Raw genomic sequence first — 19,095 nt, forward strand, 5'->3', positions numbered from 1 at the left:
AGACAGTTCGCCCTTGCCTGTCAATGCTTGGCCGCTACACAGCGTGGGATGCGCTAGCATCGGCGCTGTGAAAGATTCCACGCCCTCCTCTTCTGCGACTGCCGCCACGCACGCCGTGACCACGCCCGTCACCCACTACGAGAATTTTCCGGTGGCCTCCTGGCTGTGCCCGCCGGCACTGCGCCCTCCCATTGCGGCGATCTACCACTTTGCGCGCACGGCCGATGACATTGCCGACGAGGGCGACGCCGATGCCCCCGCCCGCCTGGCCGAGCTGCAGGCCTACCGCGATGCGCTGACCCATATCGCTGCGGGAAAGCCGCCACAGGCGCGCTGGCAGGCCGTGTTTGCGCCTCTACAGGCCGCCATCGTGCAGTGGCAGTTGCCGGTCGCCTTGCTGGATGATTTGATCAGCGCCTTCATGCAGGACATCGACAAGACCGCCCGAAGCGCGCGCTATGCCGACCGCAGCGAGCTGCTCGACTACTGCCGCCGCTCGGCCAACCCGGTGGGCCGCTTGCTGCTGCATCTCTATGGCGTGGACGATGCCCCATCCCTGGTTCAGAGCGATGCCATCTGCAGCGCGCTGCAGCTGATCAACTTCTGGCAGGACCTGAGCGTCGATATTCCGCGTGGCCGCTACTACCTCAATGATGCCGACTGCCAGGCCGCCGGTATCACCACGGCCGCCATGCAGCAGCGCCAGGACAGCCCGGCGCTGCGCCAGCTGGTGATGGACCAGGCCGCCTGGGCCCGCCGTCTGATGGAAGAAGGCGCGCCGCTGGTGCACCGCGTGCCCGGCCGCGCCGGCTGGGAGCTGCGCCTGGTCGTGCAAGGGGGCTTGCGCATTCTGGACAAGGTCGAGGCGCTGCAAGGCCAGAGCCTGTGGCAGCGCCGCACCATTGGCAAGGGCGATGTGCCGCTGATGCTGTGGCGCGCCTGGCGCATGTAAGCCGCGATCTGCCCGCTATTCGCCCGCGGCCATCCCCACAAAAAAAGGCCGAATCCTGCGATCCGGCCTAAAGGGGTTATGGGAACCCCCGAGGAGAGTGTTTACGGGCCTTGCGGCCAGGCGGCTCAGGGCTCAGCCATCCCTTGTCCAAGTGGGGAATGTGTTTGACACGGTCTAGCCTTTCTCAACGTTCTTAGCCCAGCTGCACGGGTACAAAAATCTTCTGGCCATTGCGCTCGATCAGCAGCGCCACCGACTTGTCGGACTGGGCGACCTGCTTGCGCAGATCCTCGATCCCGTTCACCGCCGCGCCGTTGACGGACAGCACCACGTCACCGGGTTGCACACCGGCCAGCGCTGCAGGCCCGGCCGCTTGCTCGACGATCAAGCCCTGCTGGCTGCCGCTGGCCTGCTTTTCCTGGGGCGTCAGCTCGCGCAGCGCCAGGCCCAGCTTGCCCTTGCCGACCTTCTCATTGCCAGCCACCTGCTCGCCCTTGCTGACATTGCCGCCCAAGGTAGCCTGCAAGCTGGTGGCCTTGCCGCCGCGCCAGACTTGCAACTCGGCCTTGGTGCCAGGCCGCGCCGTGGCAATGGCCGCAGGCAGGTCGTTGGACGAGACAATCGCCTGGCCGTTGTAGCCGGTGATCACATCGCCGGGCTGCAGGCCGGCCTTGTCGGCAGGGCCGCCCTTTTCCACACTGGCCACCAGGGCGCCTTCGGGCTTGGGCAGCTTGAAGGAATCGGCAAAGGCCTGGTTGACCTCCTGGATCACGACACCGAGGCGGGCATGGTCGACCTTGCCGTGCGAGACAATCTGGTCCTTGATGTTGACCGCCAGGTCAATCGGGATTGCAAAAGACAGGCCTTGGTAGCCGCCGCTCTTGCTGTAGATCTGCGAGTTGATGCCCACCACTTCGCCCCGGGCATTGATCAGCGGACCGCCGGAGTTGCCGGGGTTGATCGCCACATCGGTCTGGATGAAGGGCACCGAGCTGTCATCGGGCAATGCACGCCCCTTGGCGCTGACCACACCGGCCGTCACCGAGTTCTCGAAGCCAAAGGGCGAGCCAATGGCCAGCACCCATTCACCTTGCTGGATGGCCTTGGAGTCGCCGATCTTGGCAACGGGCAAATCCTTGGCATCGATCTTGATCACCGCGATATCGGTCTTGGGGTCCGAGCCCAGCACCTTGGCCTTGAACTCGCGCCGGTCGGTCAGCTTCACTGTCACCGTCTTGGCGCCCTTGACCACGTGGGCATTGGTCAGGATCGTGCCATCAGGGCTGATGATGAAGCCCGAGCCTTCACCGGCCATCGGCACCTCTTGCGGCACCTGGCGGCCAAACCCGCGCGGCATGCCTTGCTGCGGCACGCCAAAGCCGAACTGGCGGAAGAACTGCAGCATCGGGTCATTGGGGTCGATCTGCTGGCCCCGGTTGGCCGAGGGTGCGGCGTCGGCATCGTCGCCGTCGTCCTCATCGTCCGAGACCTTGCGCGTGCCGCGCACACTGATATTGACCACCGCAGGCCCGGCCTGCTGGGTGATGGTGCTGAAGTTGGGCAGGCTCACCATCGGCGCTGCAGCAGGCGCTGCTTGCGCCATGACCGCAGGCGTGCCTTCGGCATGGGCGCTCCATTGCACATGCTGCAGTGCAGAGGCACCAACGCCGCCCAACACACCTGCCGTCAGCAAGGCAGCTACCAGTTTGCGCGAACCAAGTTGAAAAGAAGGAACAGACATTTTTGTACTCCTGAAGACCACTAGCATGATGTCGATGGAGCTAATGTGCCTGCCCAGACTTAGAAGAAACTTAGACGCGCCATTGCCAGGAACTGTCGGCGCAACGCATCGCCGAACTCAGCACGGGCCCCGGCCATCCGCTGCGTTGTCTTCGGTGTCAAATGCCTTGCGCACTGACCCGGACAGCGCCGCTGGGGCTGCGAGGTGCCACAACCACCAGTTCATGCCGGTCCCGTCAAGGTGTCTTATGCGCTTCTGAAACGCTGAACGGCCACCCGCCGCTTTACCGTGCCAACCCGCGACACTCGCAGATTGAACAAGCGGATAGCGCAAAGAATCAGTTGGCCACGGCGCGCTCAGAAGATGACCCGCACGCGCAGGCCGCCCAGCTCTTCGGACGCATCCAGCAGCAGCTGCGCGCCATGCTGGCGTGCCACGGCACTGACAATCGCCAGCCCCAACCCGCTGCCATGCGCGCTGGTGCCGGGCACGCGGTAGAAGCGGTCCAGCACCCGTTCGCGCTCTTCGGGGACCACGCCGGGCCCGCTGTCTTCGACGCTGAGCACCTGCCGGCCCTCTGCATCGCGGTACCAGCGGCAGCGCACCTGGCCGCCGGCAGGGGTGTAGCGCAGCGCGTTTTCCAGCAGGTTGCGCAGCAGCAGGCCCAGCGCATCGGCCTGGCCCTGCACGGGCGCCAGGGTCTCGTCCAGTTCGTGCTGCAAGGTCAAGCCGGCCTGCTGGGCCAGCGGTTGCAGCTCATCCACCGTCATCTCGCACAGTGCAGCCACGGCGACTGGCTGCGCAGGCGCTGCCTGCATCTGCCCGGCCTCCTGGCGGGCCAGATGCAGCAGTTGTTCGACCATGCGCGTGGCCCGGTCGATGCCCGCCATCACCCGCTCGCTGGCCACGCGCCGCGCAGCATCATCGGGCGCGCGGGCGAGGCCCTGCACCTGCAGGCGCAGGGCCGCCAGCGGTGTGCGCAGCTCGTGGGCGGCATCGCCGACAAAGCGCTGCAGCGCATCAAACGCAGCCTGCAAGCGTGCCAGCAGCAGGTTCATCTCCTGCACCAGGGGCTGCACTTCCAGCGGCAGATCGGCATCGGCCAGCGGTGACAAGTCATCGGCCTGGCGCGCCGCCAGCTGCTCGCGCGTGCGCGCCAGCGGCGCCAGGGTATGGGCCACCACCCACCACACCACCAGCATGATCAGCGGGGCCAGCAGCAGCACCGGCACGATGGAGCGCAAGGCCACCTGGCCAGCCATCTGGCCGCGCGATGCCGCCTCCTGCGCCACCTGAATGACCTGGGTCGGCGTCTGCAGCGCGTAGATGCGAAAGGCCACGCCATGGGCACGCGCATCGCTGAAACCCAGCACGGCGACCTGGGGCAGCAGGCGCGAATTGCTGGAGCGGTAGAGCATGATGCCGTCCGAGCGCCAAATCTGCACGATCATGTCCTGCGCCTTGGCCTGCGGATCGGCCAGCGCGTCCGAGGCCACCTCGGAGGCCAGCCCGGCCGACAACGCCAGCGCAATGCGCTGCATCTGCACATCGAACAGCGCCTCGGTCTCTGCCCGCGCGGTGCGGTAAATGCTGACGGCCTGCAGCCCAGCGGCCACCACCACCACACCCAGCAGCGCCCAGATCAGCCGCGCTCGCAGCGAAAAAGGCCGCCCGGTCCACAGCGGCTTGCTCAAGGTGCCACCCCGGTGGGCAGCGACTCGACCGGCACCAGATAGCCCAGGCCGCGCACATTCTGGATCAGCTCGGCACCCAGTTTTTTGCGCACCCCGTGGATATAGACCTCGACCGCATTGCTGCTAATGTCATCGCGCCAGGAATAGAGCTTCTCCTCCAGCTGTGCGCGGGAGAGCACGCGGCCAGGCCGGGCGATCAAAGGCTCAAGCACCGCCCATTCGCGGGCTGACAGCTGCACCGGCTGCCCGGCCACAAAGGCCTCGCGCGAGGCGGGCACCAGCCGCACCTGGCCCCAGCAGTACTCGGGCTCGGCCCGGCCGCTGGCACGGCGCAACAGCGCACGAATGCGCGCCAGCAGCTCGTCCAGGTCATAGGGTTTGATGATGTAGTCGTCGGCGCCGGCGTCAAGCCCCGCCACCCGCTCGGCGATGGCATCACGCGCTGTCGCCACCAGCACCGGAATGCGGACCTGGCGCGCGCGCATCTCGCGCAACACCTGCAGTCCATCCACCTTGGGCAGGCCCAGGTCCAGCAGCACCAGGTCATAGCCGGCAGTCGCCAGCGCCGTCTGCGCCATCGCCCCGTCCTTGACCCAATCCACCGCCCATGATTCGGCACGCAGTGCATCCAGCACCACTTCGCCAATCATCTGATCATCTTCTACCAGGAGTATGCGCATGGCAGCATTATGCAAGCGGCCAATAACGTGACGGGAAACAGGCCCAGAAGGAAAACGGGCTGACCCCCTCAATGGTGATCAGCCCGCAACCCGCATGATGGTTGGCAGACAAATAAGTGGCCCACATTGCGTCAATCGCTTTGTGCGCAACCTGCCTCCGCGCATACCGCCGTATGAATGAACGTTCGGACTTATTGTTGGCTTTGGTCCTGGCGTCCTGGCGAGATGGTCCGTCCCTTGTGCTCCATGGCGACCGCGATTATATGGACGCGCAGATGTCAATAACCAGGCACTATTGCAACAAAAGACTTCCTTCGCCTCGCCAACAGCAGGGCATCTTGTCCCAGCATCTTGCTACCATCATGAATTTGTTGAGAAAACCTGCATACCTTGGTATCCGCCAGCGCAGCCCCTGGGCAATGTCAACAAAGCTGTGCAAGCGCTCACCCCGTTGATGCGGGCAGTTGAGGCTACGGCACCGGGGAGGAGGTACCAGTCCGGCAAGGCGCTGCAATGGCTGGAGCAGCAGTCGCCGGGGTAATCTCTTCCCGGGCCTCTGGCCCATGGGACAATACGGCGCTTATGACCACGCCCCAGCAGTATGTTCAAAACAAGGCCGCAGCCTCAGGCAGCAGCTTTTACTATGCCTTCCTCTTTCTGCCCAAGGACAGGCGTGCAGCGATCACCGCCTTTTATGCCTTTTGCAGAGAGGTCGACGATGTCGTCGACGAGGTGAGCGACCCGGGCGTGGCGGCGACCAAGCTGGCCTGGTGGCAGAGCGAGGTCCGCAAGAGCTTTGCCGGCCAACCCAGCCACCCCGTGATGCAGGCACTGATGCCCCATGCCGGCACCTTCTCCATCCAGGCCGAGCACCTTCTGGCGGTGATTGAAGGCTGCCAGATGGACCTGGAGCAAACCCGTTACCTGGATTTTCCAGGCCTGCAACGCTACTGCCACCTGGTGGCCGGCATCGTCGGCGAAGTGGCAGCCCGCATCTTTGGCCAGACCAGCCCGCAAACCACGCAGTACGCCCACAAGCTGGGCCTGGCGTTCCAGCTCACCAACATCATCCGCGATGTGGGCGAGGACGCGATGCGCGGCCGCATCTACCTGCCCGTCAACGAGCTGCAGCAGTTCGATGTCAAGGCGCATGAGATTCTCAACCGCAAGTACTCGGACCGCTTCGAGGCGCTGATGCGTTTCCAGGCCCAGCGCGCCCACCAGCTCTATGACGAGGCACTGGCCCTGCTGCCGCAGGCCGATTACCGTGCCCAGAAGCCCGGACTGATGATGGCCAGCATCTACCGCACCCTGCTGCGCGAGATCGAGCAGGACAAGTTCCAGGTGCTGCACCAGCGCGTGAGCCTGACCCCCCTGCGCAAGCTCTGGCTGGCCTGGCGCATGCAGGCACTGGGCCGCATGTAACGTGGCCAGCAGCCAACGCATCGCCGTGGTCGGTGGCGGCTGGGCCGGCATGGCCGCCGCCGTCGAGCTCGCCTCGGCCAGCGCCCACCAAGTGACGGTCTGGGAATCCTCAGCCCACTGGGGCGGCCGCGCGCGCGGCCTGGCCTTGGCTTTGCCCAGCGGCGAGGAGATCACCGTCGACAACGGCCAGCATATTCTGATTGGCGCCTACACCGCCTGCCGCGCACTGATGGAGCGGGTGGGGGTCAGCACCGATGCGTCGTTCATCCAACGGCCGCTGGCCATGCGCTACCCCGATGGCCGGGGCATCCGTTTTCCCGACTGCGCACCGCCCTGGGATGCGCTGATCGGCATTGCCACCGCCAAAGGCTGGTCCTTGCTGGAGCGGCTGCACCTGCTGCGCCGGGCCGCTGCTTGGCAACGCCAGGGCTTTCGCTGCGCGCCACAGGCCAGCGTGGCCGATCTCTGCGCCGGCCTGCCCCCGCGCCTGCGGTCCGAGTTTTTTGAGCCGCTGTGCATCTCGGCGCTGAACACCCCTCTGCACCAGGCCAGTGGACAGGTCTTTCTGCGCGTGCTGCAAGACAGCCTGTTCGCAGTCGACAAGGGTTCGCACTTCTGGCTGCCGCTGGTGGACCTGGGCCAGCTGTTCCCCGTTGCCGCCGCCAGCTGGCTGCAGGCCCGGGGCCATGACTGCCATCTGGGCAGCCGGGTGCCGCAGTTGGTGCAGGCCAGTGCTGGCTGGCAGATCCAGGGGCAGCACTATGACCAGGTCCTGCTGGCCTGCCCGGCCTGGGAGGCGGCGCGCCTGGTGCAAGCCGCCTTTGCCCATCCAGCCAACGACCACGCTGAGGCCCTGGCCTGGGCCGACGACGCCGGGCGCCTGACGCACACCGCCATTGCCACCGTCTACGCCTGGAACCCGGCCCCCAACGCCCAAGGCCATAGCCTGCATGCCCCTTGGTTGGCGCTGCACAGCAGCCCCAGCCAGCCCGCGCAGTTTGTGTTTGACCGTGCCCAGCTGGGCGACCCTGCCGGCCTCTTGGCCTTTGTCATCAGCACCAGCGAGGGCGACCGCGCCGAGATCGAGCAGCAGGTCATCGCCCAGGCACAAGCCCAACTGGGCCTGGCCTTGCAGCCCCTCAAAACCGTGGTGGAAAAGCGCGCCACCTTTGCCTGTACCCCCGGCATGCAGCGCCCCGGCATGCTGATTGCACCCGGCCTGCTGGCCTGCGGCGACTACATCGACGGGCCCTACCCGGCCACCTTGGAAGGCGCAGTGCGCAGCGGCATCGCCGCCGCCCACGCGCTGGCCTGATCAGGATTCAAACAGCACCCGCAGCCTGGCGCCAAGGCGCACCCTGCGCAAAATGCGCAATTACCCAGTCGCGCCAGGCGCTGGATGCGGCACTGCTCCATTGGCTGGACGGCCGCACCAGGTAGATGCCGGCATCGGCCTGCAGCTGCCACTGCGGCAACACCTCCTGCAAATGGCCGGCTGCCACCTCGGGGCCCAGCAGCCAGTCGCCGCCCGCGATGATGCCCAGGCCCTGGCGTGCGGCCACCAGCAGGGCCTCGTTGTCATTGCTGACCATGCTGGCGCGGATGCTGACCAGGCAGGATTCGGCCCCACGCGAGAACTGCCACTGCGGATAGCTGCGCAGCCCGGTAAAGCCCAGGCAGCGGTGCCGGGCCAGATCCTGCGGCGTATGCGGCCAGCCCTGCTCGGCCAGATAGCTGGGTGCAGCGCAGACCAGGCGCCGGTGGTCGCACAGCCGGGTCGCCACCAGGCTGCTGTCGGCCAGCGACCCAATGCGGATCGCCGCATCAAAATGCTCGCCAATGATGTCCACAAAGCGCTCGGCATAGACCACATCCATCACCACCTGCGGATGGGCCTTGGCAAACCCCGCCACCATGGGGCTGAGCCAGCGCCGCCCCATGCTGGCCGGCAAGGACAGCCGCAGCGACCCGCGCACAACCGCTGCGGCCTCGCTGGCCTGGCGCTGGGCCTGGTCCAGCAAGGCCATGGCCTCGCGCACCTGGGCCACAAAATGCTGGCCTGCGCTGGTAAACCGCAGCTGGCGCGTAGACCGCTCCAGCAAGCGAATCCCCAACCGCGCCTCCAGCGCACTCAGCCGGCGCGACAGCACCGTCGGGTGGCGCTGCAGCTGCGCGGCCGCCGCGACAAAGGACCCGGCATCGAACACCGCCAGCAAGGCGCTGAGTTCATCGGCGTGTTGGCTGTCGAGCAGGGGCATGGTGGTGGGGCGGAGTGGCTGGTGTCCGCACTATAGGCCAAGACACGGTGGACGATGCGGCAACGCCGCCGCCGCCGCAGCGGCTTTGCATCAAGGCAGCAGCACCACCGCGCCCTGGGTCTGCCCCGCCTCCAGATCCGCATGCGCGGCAGCCACATCCGCCAGCGCATAGCGGCGCCCAATGGCCGGTTGGATGATGCCCTGCTCCACCGCCTGCAGCACGGCGCTGGCGCGTTGCTGGTACTCGGCCGCGGTCGCGGTGTGCGCGGCCAGCGAGGGGCGGGTAATGTAGAGCGAGCCCTTGGCGTTGAGCGTGGCCATGTCGATGGCGGGCGGCGCACCGGTGGTCGCGCCAAAGGAGACCATCAGGCCCCGGGGTCGCAGGCAGTCCAGCGATGCGGCAAAGGACAGCTTGCCCAGGCCGTCATAGACCACATCGGCCATGCGGCCGCCGGTGGCATCGCGCACCTGCGCGGCCAGGGTCTGGGGATCGAACACCAGCGCCTGGTCGCAACCGGCGGCCAGCGCCCGGGCCTGGCTTTGCGGTTTGGAGACCACGCCGATGACGGTAGCGCCCAGGTGCTTGGCCCAGGAGGCCATCAGCTGGCCCACTCCGCCGGATGCGCCATAGAGCAGCACGACGGTGCCGGGGCCGACGGCATAGGTGCTCGTCAGCAGGTACTGCGCGGTAATGCCTTTGAACAGCACGGCGGCGGCCTGCTCGGCGCTGATGCCATCGGGCAGCTTGACCAGGCGCTCGGCCGGGTAGAGGCGTTCACTCGCATAGGCGCCCAGCGGGCCGGTGGCATAGGCCACCCGGTCGCCGACGGCAAACTGGCTCACCCCGGCGCCCAGCGCCAGCACCTGGCCAGCGCCTTCCAACCCCAGGCCAGAGGGCAGCGGGATGGGCGCAATGCCCTTGCGCTGCAGCAGATCGAGCGGGTTCACGCCCACCGCTTCTTGCGCGAGCAAGACCTCACCCGGGCCGGGTGCGGCCAGCTCCAGCTGCTGCAGTTGCATGCATTCCGGGCCACCGGCTGCTGCCAAACGAATCACTTGCGCCATGCATCACTCCTTGCGGTTTTGTCGATGGCGCCAGCTTAGAGCCTGCATGGCAACAGATAAATAGCGCACCATACAGTTGATAGCTGCAGTGGGTGCAGCAATTGCCGCCGTGGCGATGCCGGTCTGTCAGGGAGCGGGCCGCCCCAGCAGACCACACAACTCGGTCAAATTGCGCACCAGCGCCTGGGGCGGGGGGCTGCTCAAGGGCCAGCGCAAGGCCTGGCCGGCTTCGCTGCGCTGGTGGTGGTCCAGCTCCTGGCGCTGCACCCAGGCGGCCTGCATGCCGCAGGCCAGCGCGCCTTGCACATCCAGCTCGGCGTCGTCGCCCACATGCAAGAAGGCGGGCAGATCGATGCCGGCGCGCGCGGATGCAGCGGCAAAAATGCGCCGGTCGGGCTTGGCCACGCCCACCTCGCGTGCGCTGGTGCTGGCCACAAACCAGGGCGACAGACCCACCAGGTCCAGCTGGGCATTGCCGTTGGAGACGGCGACCAGCGGGTAGCGCGAGGACAGCCAGGCCAGCGCGTCTTCGACCTCGGCAAACCAAGTCACCCGGTTGCGGGCCGCAAAGAACTGGGCAAATACGGCCTCGACCAGCGCCTCATCGCCACCGCTTTGCTGCAGCGCGCGGCGGATGAACTGCTGGCGGAAATGCGTCATGTCATGCGACAGGTGCACAAAGTCATCGCGCACCGACTGGCGAATGCGCTGGGCCTCGGCCGCGTCCTGCAGCAAGGCAGCGGTTGCCGGCGCATGGTCCAGCAAAAATGCGTGCTGTGCGGCTTCGGCCGCCTTCAGGGTCGGCAGCACCGGCCAGAGGGTGTCATCCAGATCAAGGCTGATGGCACGGATTCGGGAGAGATCGAGCATGGCGCCAAGCATAGCGGATCGCTGCGGGCCAGCGCGCCCCAGCGGTCCGGTGTCGGACAAGGGCGCGCAGGCCCGCTGCGGCCAGGGGTATGCGCCGGGGCCCACTGCCAAGCTGCGACAATCCCAGCCATGGTTTCACGCTTCCGACCCGAGCCTCTTGGCCAACCCCTCCCTGACAAAACCGGCATCCTGCTGTGCAACCTGGGCACACCGGATGCGCCCACCACAGCGGCCACCCGCCGCTACCTGGCCGAGTTTCTGAGCGACCAGCGCGTCGTCGAGATCCCGCCGCTGGTCTGGAAGCCGCTGCTGCACGGCGTGATTTTGCGCACGCGTCCGGCCAAGTCGGCCGCCAAGTACCGCAGCATCTGGATGCCCGAGGGCTCGCCGCTGGCCGTCTGGACGGAGAAGCAGGCCAAGCTGCTGCGCGGCACCTTGGGCGAAGCGGGCCACCAGGTGCTGGTGCGGCCAGCCATGCGCTATGGCAACCCCTCGATCGCCAGCCAGCTCGATGCCTTCAAGGCCGAGGGTGTGCGCCGTGTGCTGGTGCTGCCGCTGTACCCGCAGTACTCGGCCACCACCACGGCCAGCGTGGTGGATGCCGTCAATGCCTGGTGCGCCAGCGCGCGCGACATTCCCGAGATCCGCTTTGTGCGCAGCTACCACCGAGACCCTGGCTATATCCAGGCGCTGGCCCAGAGTGTGCGCAAGCAGTGGCAGCTGGACGGCCGCGCGCCCAAGCTGGTGATGAGCTTCCACGGCATTCCCGAGCGCAATGTGCGCCTGGGCGATCCCTACCAGCAGCAATCGCAGGAGACGGCCCGCCTGCTGGCCGCCGAGCTGGGCCTGGCCGAGAGCGAGTACCTGCTGACCTTCCAGTCGCGCTTTGGCAAGGCCAAATGGCTGGAGCCCTATACCGAACCCAGCCTGATCGCGCTGGCCCAGCAAGGCCTGCGCCATGTGCAGGTCATGTGCCCCGGCTTTCCCGCCGATTGCCTGGAGACGCTTGAAGAGATCAACCAGGAGGTGCGCGAAGCCTTTGTGCATGCAGGCGGCCAGCAGTTCGACTACATTGCCTGTTTGAACGACCAGTCCCGCTGGATCCAGGCGCTGCGCGAACTGGCCCTGCAGCACCTGCAAGGCTGGGACACCGGCACGGCGCCATCCCAGCCCCGCTGAGCCGCCCCGCACCACGCTGCCACAGACCGCACCACCATGACCCTCCTCTCCCCTTACCGGCCCGAGCAGCGCGAGCGCGTGCTGGGTCTGTCCTTGCACGAGGCGCAGCTGCCCTTTGTCGCCCCGATTGCCCAGACCCTGGCCGAGCTGCACCCCCGGCTCGGCGCCCATCTGATTGCCGATGGCGAGCAGATTGCCGGCTTTTTCCTGATCGACCAGGACTATGCGCAACACTACCCCTTTGCGCCGGCGGACAGCCTGGGCCTGCGCAGCTTCTTCATCGACCAGCGCTTTCAGGGCAAGGGCCTGGCCAAGCGCAGCCTGCAAGCGCTGCCCGCCTACCTGCGGGCGCAGGGCTTGGCTGCTACGTACGTATTTTTGACGGTGAACTGCAAGAACGCCGCCGCGATACCGCTGTACCGCCAGTGCGGCTTTGAAGACACCGGCGAACTGTACCTGGATGGCGGCTACGGCCCGCAGCACATCATGCGGCTGGCGCTCTAGCCCCGCTTGCGCTTTGTCCAGGCACCCCTCGACCCACCCACAAGGCCCCAGGCGCCCCGCGCCCCTGGGGCCCTCCAGAAAAATATCCCCTTGTCCGACACGCCATTGACCCCTTCCCAACCTGCCAACCCGCTGCTGTGCGCCGAGCTGCTGCAGGCCGACCAACTGCGCCTGCGCATTGATCCGGCCCAACTGGGCTTTGCCAGCACCGCCGAGCTGGTGCACGAGCCCTTCTCCTGGATCGGCCAGCAACGCGCGCAGGCGGCAGCCGAGTTTGGCCTGGCGATGGACCCGCCCGACTACCACCTGTTTGTGCTGGGCGAGGAAGGCAGCGGCCGCACATCGCTGCTGCGCCAGGCCATGCAGGCCGAGGCGCAACGCCGCCCCGCTGCGCAAGATATCGCCTTTGTGCACAACTTCGCCGTGCCCGAGCGCCCCCAGGCGCTGCGCCTGCCCGCCGGCCAGGGCCGCAGCCTGCGCCGCCGCATCGAGGCCATGGTGGACAAGCTGCCCGAGCAGCTCGACAAAGCCGTGCAGCAAGCGCAGCACCGCAGCCAGATCGAGCAGCTCTACAACCAGGCCCGCCAGGCCGAAGAAGCCGCCTTTGCTACGCTGCACGACTGGGCCCAGGGCGCCGGCCTGCGCATTCGCCGTGAGGAAGGCCAACTGGTGGTGGACAGCCAGGACAACGCGCCTGGCGACGCCAGCGGCCCGGATGCCGGCCAGCCCGCTGCCGAGTCGCCTGTTGTGTTGAATGCAGCGGATGTGCAGCAAGACCAGCCCCCGGCAGAGTCTGATGACCTGTCCCCAGCGCTGGCTAGCGCCACCCCGCCTCAGGTAGACAACGACGCCGACCCCGCGCTGCTGCTGTCGCCCGGCGAAGGCGAAGATGCCGCCGATGCCCCCAGCCCCACAGCCCCCGCCGAAGACCTGGAATACCAGCTGCGCGTGCAGCTGGCGCAGTTCCGCGGACAGGTGCGGCAGGCACAGATGGCGCGCGATGCGGCGCTGAACCTGTTCTACCAATCGCTGGCCACGCCGCTGTGGCAGGCCGCATCGGCGCAGGTGCTGGAGGGCCTGACGCCCAGCGCCGAGCATGCGGCGACCTTGCAGCGCTGGCTGTCGCAGATGCAGGCAGACTGGCTCAAGAACATGGCGCTGTGGGTGCCGGGCAGCATTGCGCAGGATGCCGATGCGCTGCTCGACCAGACCGACAGCATTGAGGGCGAAGGCGAAAGCCAGGATGCGCGCGACGATGCCCGCGCCCTGCTGGAGGCCAAGCGCAAGGCGCTGCGCGCACTCAGCCAGCTCAACCTGATCGTGGACCACCATGGCGAGGCCCATGCCCCTGTGGTGCTGGAGGACCAGCCCAGCCTGCGCAACCTGTTTGGCACCATCGACCCGCCCGAAGAGGACGAGCGCCGCAGTGATTTCTCCTGCATCCGCGCGGGCAGCGTGCTGCGTGCCGATGGCGGCTTCTTGATGCTGCACCTGCGCGACCTGCTGGGTGACGAAGACAGCTGGCAGGCGCTGCGCCGGGTGCTGCGCACGCGCCAGCTGCGCATTGAAGATGCCCATGCCGCCCAAGGCCCCAGCAGCAGCGGCGCGATGCTGCCCGAGCTGCTGCCGCTGAACTTCAAGCTCGTACTCGTCGGCTCTGAAGAGGCCTACTACCAGCTGCAGGAGAGCGACCCCGACATGGCCCGGCGCTTTCGGGTCAAGGTCGATTTTGCCGAGCAGTTCAAGGCCTCGGCCGCCACCTACCGCGCCACCGCCGCACTGATGGCGCAGCGCTGCAAGCTCTACCAGATGCCGCACTGCGACGCCAGCGCAGTCGCCCGGCTGCTGGAGCAATCCCACCGCGAGGCCGATGACCAGCAGCGCCAAAGCGGCCGCTTGAACCAGCTCGAAGCCTTGCTGCTGGAAAGCGCGCAGCGTGCCCGACGCTCAGGGCAGGACCGTCTGGTACAGGCCGCCGATGTGGAGGCCGCACTGGCCGCGCAGCGCCTGCGCCACAACGCGATGGAGCAGGACCTGCATGCCGCCATCAGCGACGGCGAGCACCTGATCTCCTTTACCGGCAGCCAGGTCGGCCAGATCAATGGCATGTCGCAGATTGACACCGGCGACCACCGTTTTGGCCTGCCGGTGCGCATCAGCGCGCGCACCCATGCCGGCCAGGAAGGGGTGATGAACATCGAGCGCGAGGTGGCCATGTCCGGCCCCATCCACGACAAGGGCGTGCTGATTTTGCAAGGCTATCTGACGGCCTTGTTTGGCCATCTTGCGCCCTTGGCGCTCAACGCCTCGGTGGTGTTTGAGCAGGAATACAGCGGTGTAGAAGGCGACTCGGCCAGCTGCGCCGAGCTCTATGCGCTGCTGTCATCGCTGTCGGGCCTGCCACTGCGCCAGAGCATTGCCGTCACCGGCGCGCTCAACCAGCATGGCGAGGTGCTGCCCGTGGGCGGCCTCAATGAAAAGATCGAAGGCTGGTTTGACCTCTGTGCCGAGCAAGGCCTGGATGGCAGCCATGGCGTGCTGATCCCCGCGCGCAACCAGCGCCATCTGATGCTGGCCGAGCGCGTGGTGCAGGCGGTGGAGGCCGGGCAGTTCCATGTCTACACGGCCGAGCATGTGGGCCAGGGCCTGGCGCTGCTGATGGACCAGTGCGAGCTGCCCGCCAACGCCGAGCACCCCATGCCCGAGGCACAGCGCCTGCCGCTTGCGCTGGTGCAGGCGGCCGAGGCCAGCCTGCTGCAGTACCGCCTGGCCTGCCAGCGTGCCGATGCAGCACGGCCCCGTGCCCAGCGCTCACGCCAGCGGCTGCTGCCCAAGCCGGCCAAACGCCCGCCGCTGGATTAAAGGCGGAGCGCGAAAGGACGAAAGCCTGGATCAGGCTTCGTCTGGGACAGGCAGATCCTGCGACGAGGCTGCCGCCAGCTGCAAGCGCAGCTGGGCGTTTTCCAACTCCAGCTCCTGCACACGGGCGCGCAAGTCGCTGATCTGCTGCTGGGCCTTGTCCAGCGCCGCATCCACCGCTTCGGCGCCATGCGCGGCCGAAGGGGCGCTGGCGGGTTCTTCGGCTTCGGGCGCCTCTTCCTTGGGCTTGCGCTTGGCATCGCGCACCTGCTTGACCACCTGCTTCAAGCCATCCTTGCCGCCCTGGGCAGCGGCCTGCTGCTCTTCATGCGGCAAGGTCGCCACCACGGCGGCGGCATTGATGGAGATGTCGCCGGCCTTCAAGGCCTCGACCAGCGCCGGTGCGGCGCTCTTCTGGATCTTCTCGATCTGCGCGACCTGGCTGCTCGACAGGCGGGCCGCCTTGGCGATGGCCTCGCGGGTGGCTACCTTTTCCAGCTCGGCAGCATCGACCGGCGAGAAAGCCTCGTCGGCATTGCTGACCGCTGGCGCCTCGCCTTCGGCGGGCTGCGCAGGCACCGGGTGGGCCTTCTCCAGCTTGCGGTGCTCCAGAATCTCGCGCTTGCGCAGCGCCAGCACGCCACGCTGAAAATCCGAGACGCTGCGGCGCCCCAGGTGCTGGTCGATCATCCACAGGTAAACATCTTCCATCGACTGGAACTGGGTGTTCTGTACCGTGTTGAAAGGCAGGCCATGCTTTTGGCAGATGCCGTAGCGGTTGTGGCCGTCGACCAGCACATTGCCCCAGAGCACCAGCGCATCGCGGCAGCCTTCGGCCAAAATGCTGCGCTCCAGCGAGGCATGCTCGTCAGGGGTCAGCGGGTCGATGTAGGCCTTGAGTTCTTCGTTGACAACAATATCCATAATGCAGCGCGGCGGCAGGTGCCGCCGTTGGGTAATCCTTCAAAAAGCTTGCGCCGATTGTAGAAGTGCGCAAAAGTGGCAGCCGCTTGACAAGGATTTGAACGCCATGAACAAGACCGAACTGCAGACTTTGGTGGCCGTGCTGCAAGCACGCTTTGAAGCCCACATGCCGCGCCACCCCCAACTGGCCTGGGCGCAGGTGCAGCAGCGCCTGGACAAGAACACGGCCGCCCACGAAGCGCTGGCCCAGATGGAGGCCACCGGCGGCGAGCCCGATGTCATATTGCAGGACGCGAGCGGCCGGCTGCTGTTTGCCGATTGCGCCGCCGAAAGCCCCAGCGGCCGGCGCAGCCTCTGCTTTGACGAGCAGGCACTGGCCGCCCGCAAGGAAAACAAGCCCGCCGGCAGCGCGCTAGGCATGGCCGCAGCGATGGGTGTGCAATTGCTCGATGAGCAGCAGTACCGCCATCTGCAGACCCTGGGCGCGTTTGACTGCAAGACCTCCAGCTGGCTGGCCACGCCCGACGAGATGCGCCGCCTGGGTGGCGCGCTGTTTGGCGACCGGCGCTATGAGCGCGTGTTCAGCTACCACAATGGCGTGCAGTCCTATTACGCGGCGCGCGGCTTTCGCGCGGGGCTCTGGGTATAGACAGACCAGGCAGGTAGCGCGCCCTTTATTCCATCAGGGCATATAACCTTACCGCCATATATTCAATCTGTGCATAGCGTGCTGACGGACCGCAATCGCGGGACAATAGAGCCCATTGATTTGCCTCTACAAGCTATTGCCATGACAACCCTTCGCCATCTGGCTGTGGCCAGCGCTCTGTTTGCCAGCAGCTGGCTCACGGCAGCCCATGCCGCGCAGCCGCTTTTGAGCCCCGCCGAGCTGGCTACCGCCCAACAAAGCGCTGCCGCGCCCGTCGTCATCGATATCCGCGAGCCCAAGCTCTATGCCGAAGGCCATATCCCCGGCGCGCTCAACGCGCCCTATGGCAAGTGGCGCGGCCCGGCCACCAACCCCGGTGAGCTGCCCGATCTGCCCAAGCTCACCGCCTTGGTGCAGTCGCTGGGCCTGACCCCGGCCACGCATGCCGTCGTCGTGTCCACCGGCGCCGATGCCACCGATTTTGGCGCGATGGCGCGTGTCTACTGGAGCCTGAAGGTGCTGGGCCTGAAGGACCTGTCCATCGTCAACGGCGGCATGAAGACCTGGGTGGCCGAGGGCAAGCCCGTTAGCACCGAGGCGCCCCAGGTGCAGGCCAGCAGCTACCAGCCCGTGCTGGACGAGAGCCTGATTGCCACGCGCGACCAGGTGCGCTCCCATGTGGACCTGAGCAATGCCGCGCTGGTCGATTCCCGCCCTGACGCCTTCTACCAGGGCAAGACCCGGGCGCCAGCGGCCAAGCTCTCGGGCACCCTGCCCGGCGCGCAGCAGCTGGATTTCAACCAGTGGTTTGTCAAGGGCACGGCCCAGTTTGTCGACCCGGCCACCGCCCGGCAGATCGCCGACAAGGTCAGCCGCAAGGACGGGCAGGACACCGTCGCCTTCTGCAATACCGGCCACTGGGCCGCCACCGACTGGTTTGGCCTGAGCGAAATGGCTGGCCTGCCCAATGTCAAGCTGTATGCCGGCTCGATGGTGGACTGGACCCAGCAGCCCGATGCCCCGGCGATGGAAAACCAGCCTGGCCGCGCCGAATCGCTGGCCTATGACGCCAAGCAATGGTGGCAGCGCAAGTTCAAGTAAGCCAGACCCGGTTCTTTGGCTGCCAGCACTCCCGCAAAGGTGCTGGCAGCTTTTTGTTGTATTGACTCTCAACGGTGATCGTGATGAAACGACTTCCCTTGTCGATCCTGATGGCGGCCTTTTTTGGCTGGCTGCTGTGGTCGGTATCGCTGCGCCAGGCGGCGCTGTTCCTGGTCGGTATCGGCCTGGGTGCCATCCTGGCCGGCCAGCGCTTTGGCTTTACCACCGGCTGGCGCATGCTGGTCGAGGACAAGGACCCGCGCGGCGTGTTTGGCCAGTTGCTGCTGCTGGCACTGGCCGCCGCCATGGCCATGCCGCTGCTGGGCCACTACCCTGAGCTGACGGCCGCGCTGGGCCCGCCCAGCATCAGCCTGCTGGTGGGGGCCTTTGTGTTTGGCCTGTGCATGCAGATTGCCGATGGCTGCGGCAGCGGCACCTTGTACAAGGCGGGCATGGGCATCCCGATGAACACGGCCATCCTGCCGATGTTTGCCATCGGCAGCTTTCTGGGATCGCTGCACCTGGGCTGGTGGCTGGACCTGGGCCGCATGCCGGCCGTGGGCCTGGTCAGCACCTGGGGCTGGCTGCCTGCGCTGCTCGCCACCTTGGCGGCCCTGGCCGTCATCGGCTTTGCGGTCCAGGCCTATTGCGCCAAGGCCAATGCGGCGCAGCAGCGCAGCATGCCCGGCCTGTGGCAGCGCAAGTGGGTGATGGGCGCGATTGGCCTGGCCATCTTCGCGACCCTGAACCTGGTGATTGCCGGCCAGCCTTGGGGCATCGTCTATGGCTTTGGCCTCTGGGCCGCCAAGGTAGCGAACGGCACCGGCATGGTGGACCTGGCAGGCAACTGGTTCTGGAGCCAGCCGGGCAATGCCCAGCGCCTGCATGAAACCGTGCTGCTGGACATCACCAGCATCACCAACATCGGCATTCTGGCCGGTGCGCTGTGGATTGCTGCGGGCAAGCCCGCGGCCGCCAAGGCGCTGACCGGCACCCAATGGCTGGTGGCCCTGGTCGCCGGCCTGGTGCTGGGCTATAGCTCGCGCCTGGCCTTTGGCTGCAATGTGGGCGCGATGCTCTCTGGCATCAGCACCGGCAGCATCCATGGCTGGATCTGGGTGCCGCTGGCCTTTGTCGGCACGATCTTCGGGCTGCGCATTCGCCGCCATTTTGGTTTTTAAGCGCAGGAGCCGC

At 66.7% G+C, this 19,095-nt stretch carries 16 protein-coding genes; 9 read left to right on the top strand and 7 right to left on the bottom strand.

Going from position 1 to position 19,095, the window contains the following annotated elements:
* Window positions 1-67 precede the first annotated feature (67 nt).
* Entirely contained in the window at window positions 68-952 is an 885-nt protein-coding gene (hpnC, locus tag LPW39_RS11885) for a squalene synthase HpnC (RefSeq protein WP_230774943.1), read from the top strand.
* A 193-nt stretch (window positions 953-1,145) separates the two neighbouring features.
* Here the strand turns inward: hpnC and LPW39_RS11890 are convergent, their stop codons facing one another.
* The 3 genes from LPW39_RS11890 to LPW39_RS11900 form a co-directional block, all read right to left on the bottom strand.
* Complete coding sequence (locus LPW39_RS11890; protein WP_230774945.1) at window positions 1,146-2,693, bottom strand: DegQ family serine endoprotease; 1,548 nt, start codon at window positions 2,691-2,693, stop codon at window positions 1,146-1,148.
* A 356-nt stretch (window positions 2,694-3,049) separates the two neighbouring features.
* Window positions 3,050-4,387, bottom strand: coding sequence for an ATP-binding protein (locus tag LPW39_RS11895; protein ID WP_230774947.1), 1,338 nt, complete (start codon window positions 4,385-4,387; stop codon window positions 3,050-3,052).
* Entirely contained in the window at window positions 4,384-5,067 is a 684-nt protein-coding gene (locus tag LPW39_RS11900; RefSeq protein ID WP_230774955.1) for a response regulator, read from the bottom strand. Before LPW39_RS11900 ends, LPW39_RS11895 begins: the two co-directional genes overlap by 4 nt.
* Window positions 5,068-5,649: 582 nt before the next feature.
* Between LPW39_RS11900 and hpnD the strand changes: the two genes are divergently transcribed.
* Both hpnD and hpnE read left to right on the top strand, forming a co-directional pair.
* Window positions 5,650-6,492: a presqualene diphosphate synthase HpnD gene (gene hpnD / locus LPW39_RS11905; protein WP_230774963.1), complete on the top strand. Its 843-nt coding sequence runs from the start codon at window positions 5,650-5,652 to the stop codon at window positions 6,490-6,492.
* A 1-nt stretch (window position 6,493) separates the two neighbouring features.
* Window positions 6,494-7,807: a hydroxysqualene dehydroxylase HpnE gene (hpnE, locus tag LPW39_RS11910; RefSeq protein WP_330166611.1), complete on the top strand. Its 1,314-nt coding sequence runs from the start codon at window positions 6,494-6,496 to the stop codon at window positions 7,805-7,807.
* Window positions 7,808-7,814: 7 nt separating this feature from the next.
* Here hpnE and LPW39_RS11915 read toward each other — a convergent pair whose 3' ends face one another.
* The 3 genes from LPW39_RS11915 to LPW39_RS11925 all read right to left on the bottom strand — a co-directional run bounded on the left by LPW39_RS11915 (window position 7,815) and on the right by LPW39_RS11925 (window position 10,685).
* Complete coding sequence (locus LPW39_RS11915) at window positions 7,815-8,750, bottom strand: LysR family transcriptional regulator (protein ID WP_230774965.1); 936 nt, start codon at window positions 8,748-8,750, stop codon at window positions 7,815-7,817.
* Between the two features lie 90 nt (window positions 8,751-8,840).
* Entirely contained in the window at window positions 8,841-9,815 is a 975-nt protein-coding gene (locus tag LPW39_RS11920) for a quinone oxidoreductase family protein (RefSeq protein WP_230774968.1), read from the bottom strand.
* Window positions 9,816-9,941: 126 nt separating this feature from the next.
* Complete coding sequence (locus LPW39_RS11925; protein WP_230774970.1) at window positions 9,942-10,685, bottom strand: HAD-IA family hydrolase; 744 nt, start codon at window positions 10,683-10,685, stop codon at window positions 9,942-9,944.
* Between the two features lie 129 nt (window positions 10,686-10,814).
* Between LPW39_RS11925 and hemH the strand changes: the two genes are divergently transcribed.
* From hemH to LPW39_RS11940, 3 genes are all read left to right on the top strand, one after another.
* Entirely contained in the window at window positions 10,815-11,864 is a 1,050-nt protein-coding gene (gene hemH, locus LPW39_RS11930) for a ferrochelatase (protein ID WP_230774979.1), read from the top strand.
* Between the two features lie 36 nt (window positions 11,865-11,900).
* Window positions 11,901-12,368: a GNAT family N-acetyltransferase gene (locus tag LPW39_RS11935; protein WP_230774981.1), complete on the top strand. Its 468-nt coding sequence runs from the start codon at window positions 11,901-11,903 to the stop codon at window positions 12,366-12,368.
* Window positions 12,369-12,458: 90 nt separating this feature from the next.
* Window positions 12,459-15,230: an ATP-binding protein gene (locus tag LPW39_RS11940; RefSeq protein ID WP_230774982.1), complete on the top strand. Its 2,772-nt coding sequence runs from the start codon at window positions 12,459-12,461 to the stop codon at window positions 15,228-15,230.
* Window positions 15,231-15,260: 30 nt separating this feature from the next.
* On the opposite strand, the gene LPW39_RS11945 is transcribed toward LPW39_RS11940, so the two are convergent.
* The gene (locus tag LPW39_RS11945) at window positions 15,261-16,151 is read right to left on the bottom strand and encodes a plasmid replication/partition related protein (protein ID WP_230774984.1); all 891 of its coding nucleotides are present in this window, start codon (window positions 16,149-16,151) and stop codon (window positions 15,261-15,263) included.
* A 106-nt stretch (window positions 16,152-16,257) separates the two neighbouring features.
* On the opposite strand from LPW39_RS11945, the gene LPW39_RS11950 reads away from it, so the two are divergent.
* The 3 genes from LPW39_RS11950 (at window position 16,258) to LPW39_RS11960 (ending at window position 19,082) form a co-directional block, all read left to right on the top strand.
* Complete coding sequence (locus LPW39_RS11950) at window positions 16,258-16,800, top strand: DUF4256 domain-containing protein (protein ID WP_230774986.1); 543 nt, start codon at window positions 16,258-16,260, stop codon at window positions 16,798-16,800.
* A 141-nt stretch (window positions 16,801-16,941) separates the two neighbouring features.
* Window positions 16,942-17,901, top strand: coding sequence for a sulfurtransferase (locus tag LPW39_RS11955; protein WP_230774988.1), 960 nt, complete (start codon window positions 16,942-16,944; stop codon window positions 17,899-17,901).
* An 83-nt stretch (window positions 17,902-17,984) separates the two neighbouring features.
* The gene (locus LPW39_RS11960) at window positions 17,985-19,082 is read left to right on the top strand and encodes a YeeE/YedE thiosulfate transporter family protein (RefSeq protein ID WP_230774990.1); all 1,098 of its coding nucleotides are present in this window, start codon (window positions 17,985-17,987) and stop codon (window positions 19,080-19,082) included.
* Window positions 19,083-19,095 lie beyond the last annotated feature (13 nt).

The organism is Comamonas koreensis (genome assembly GCF_021026195.1).
In the GTDB taxonomy this organism is placed as follows: Bacteria; Pseudomonadota; Gammaproteobacteria; order Burkholderiales; family Burkholderiaceae_C; genus Comamonas; species Comamonas koreensis.

Excerpts from the sequence above, each read along its gene's own strand:
- LPW39_RS11890 (WP_230774945.1), bottom strand. The coding sequence starts at position 2,693 with ATGTCTGTTCCTTCTTTTCAACTTGGTTCGCGCAAACTGGTAGCTGCC.
- LPW39_RS11900 (WP_230774955.1), bottom strand. The coding sequence starts at position 5,067 with ATGCGCATACTCCTGGTAGAAGATGATCAGATGATTGGCGAAGTGGTG.
- hpnD (WP_230774963.1), top strand. The coding sequence starts at position 5,650 with ATGACCACGCCCCAGCAGTATGTTCAAAACAAGGCCGCAGCCTCAGGC.
- LPW39_RS11915 (WP_230774965.1), bottom strand. The coding sequence starts at position 8,750 with ATGCCCCTGCTCGACAGCCAACACGCCGATGAACTCAGCGCCTTGCTG.
- LPW39_RS11920 (WP_230774968.1), bottom strand. The coding sequence starts at position 9,815 with ATGGCGCAAGTGATTCGTTTGGCAGCAGCCGGTGGCCCGGAATGCATG.
- LPW39_RS11925 (WP_230774970.1), bottom strand. The coding sequence starts at position 10,685 with ATGCTCGATCTCTCCCGAATCCGTGCCATCAGCCTTGATCTGGATGAC.
- hemH (WP_230774979.1), top strand. The coding sequence starts at position 10,815 with ATGGTTTCACGCTTCCGACCCGAGCCTCTTGGCCAACCCCTCCCTGAC.
- LPW39_RS11935 (WP_230774981.1), top strand. The coding sequence starts at position 11,901 with ATGACCCTCCTCTCCCCTTACCGGCCCGAGCAGCGCGAGCGCGTGCTG.
- LPW39_RS11945 (WP_230774984.1), bottom strand. The coding sequence starts at position 16,151 with ATGGATATTGTTGTCAACGAAGAACTCAAGGCCTACATCGACCCGCTG.
- LPW39_RS11950 (WP_230774986.1), top strand. The coding sequence starts at position 16,258 with ATGAACAAGACCGAACTGCAGACTTTGGTGGCCGTGCTGCAAGCACGC.
- LPW39_RS11955 (WP_230774988.1), top strand. The coding sequence starts at position 16,942 with ATGACAACCCTTCGCCATCTGGCTGTGGCCAGCGCTCTGTTTGCCAGC.
- LPW39_RS11960 (WP_230774990.1), top strand. The coding sequence starts at position 17,985 with ATGAAACGACTTCCCTTGTCGATCCTGATGGCGGCCTTTTTTGGCTGG.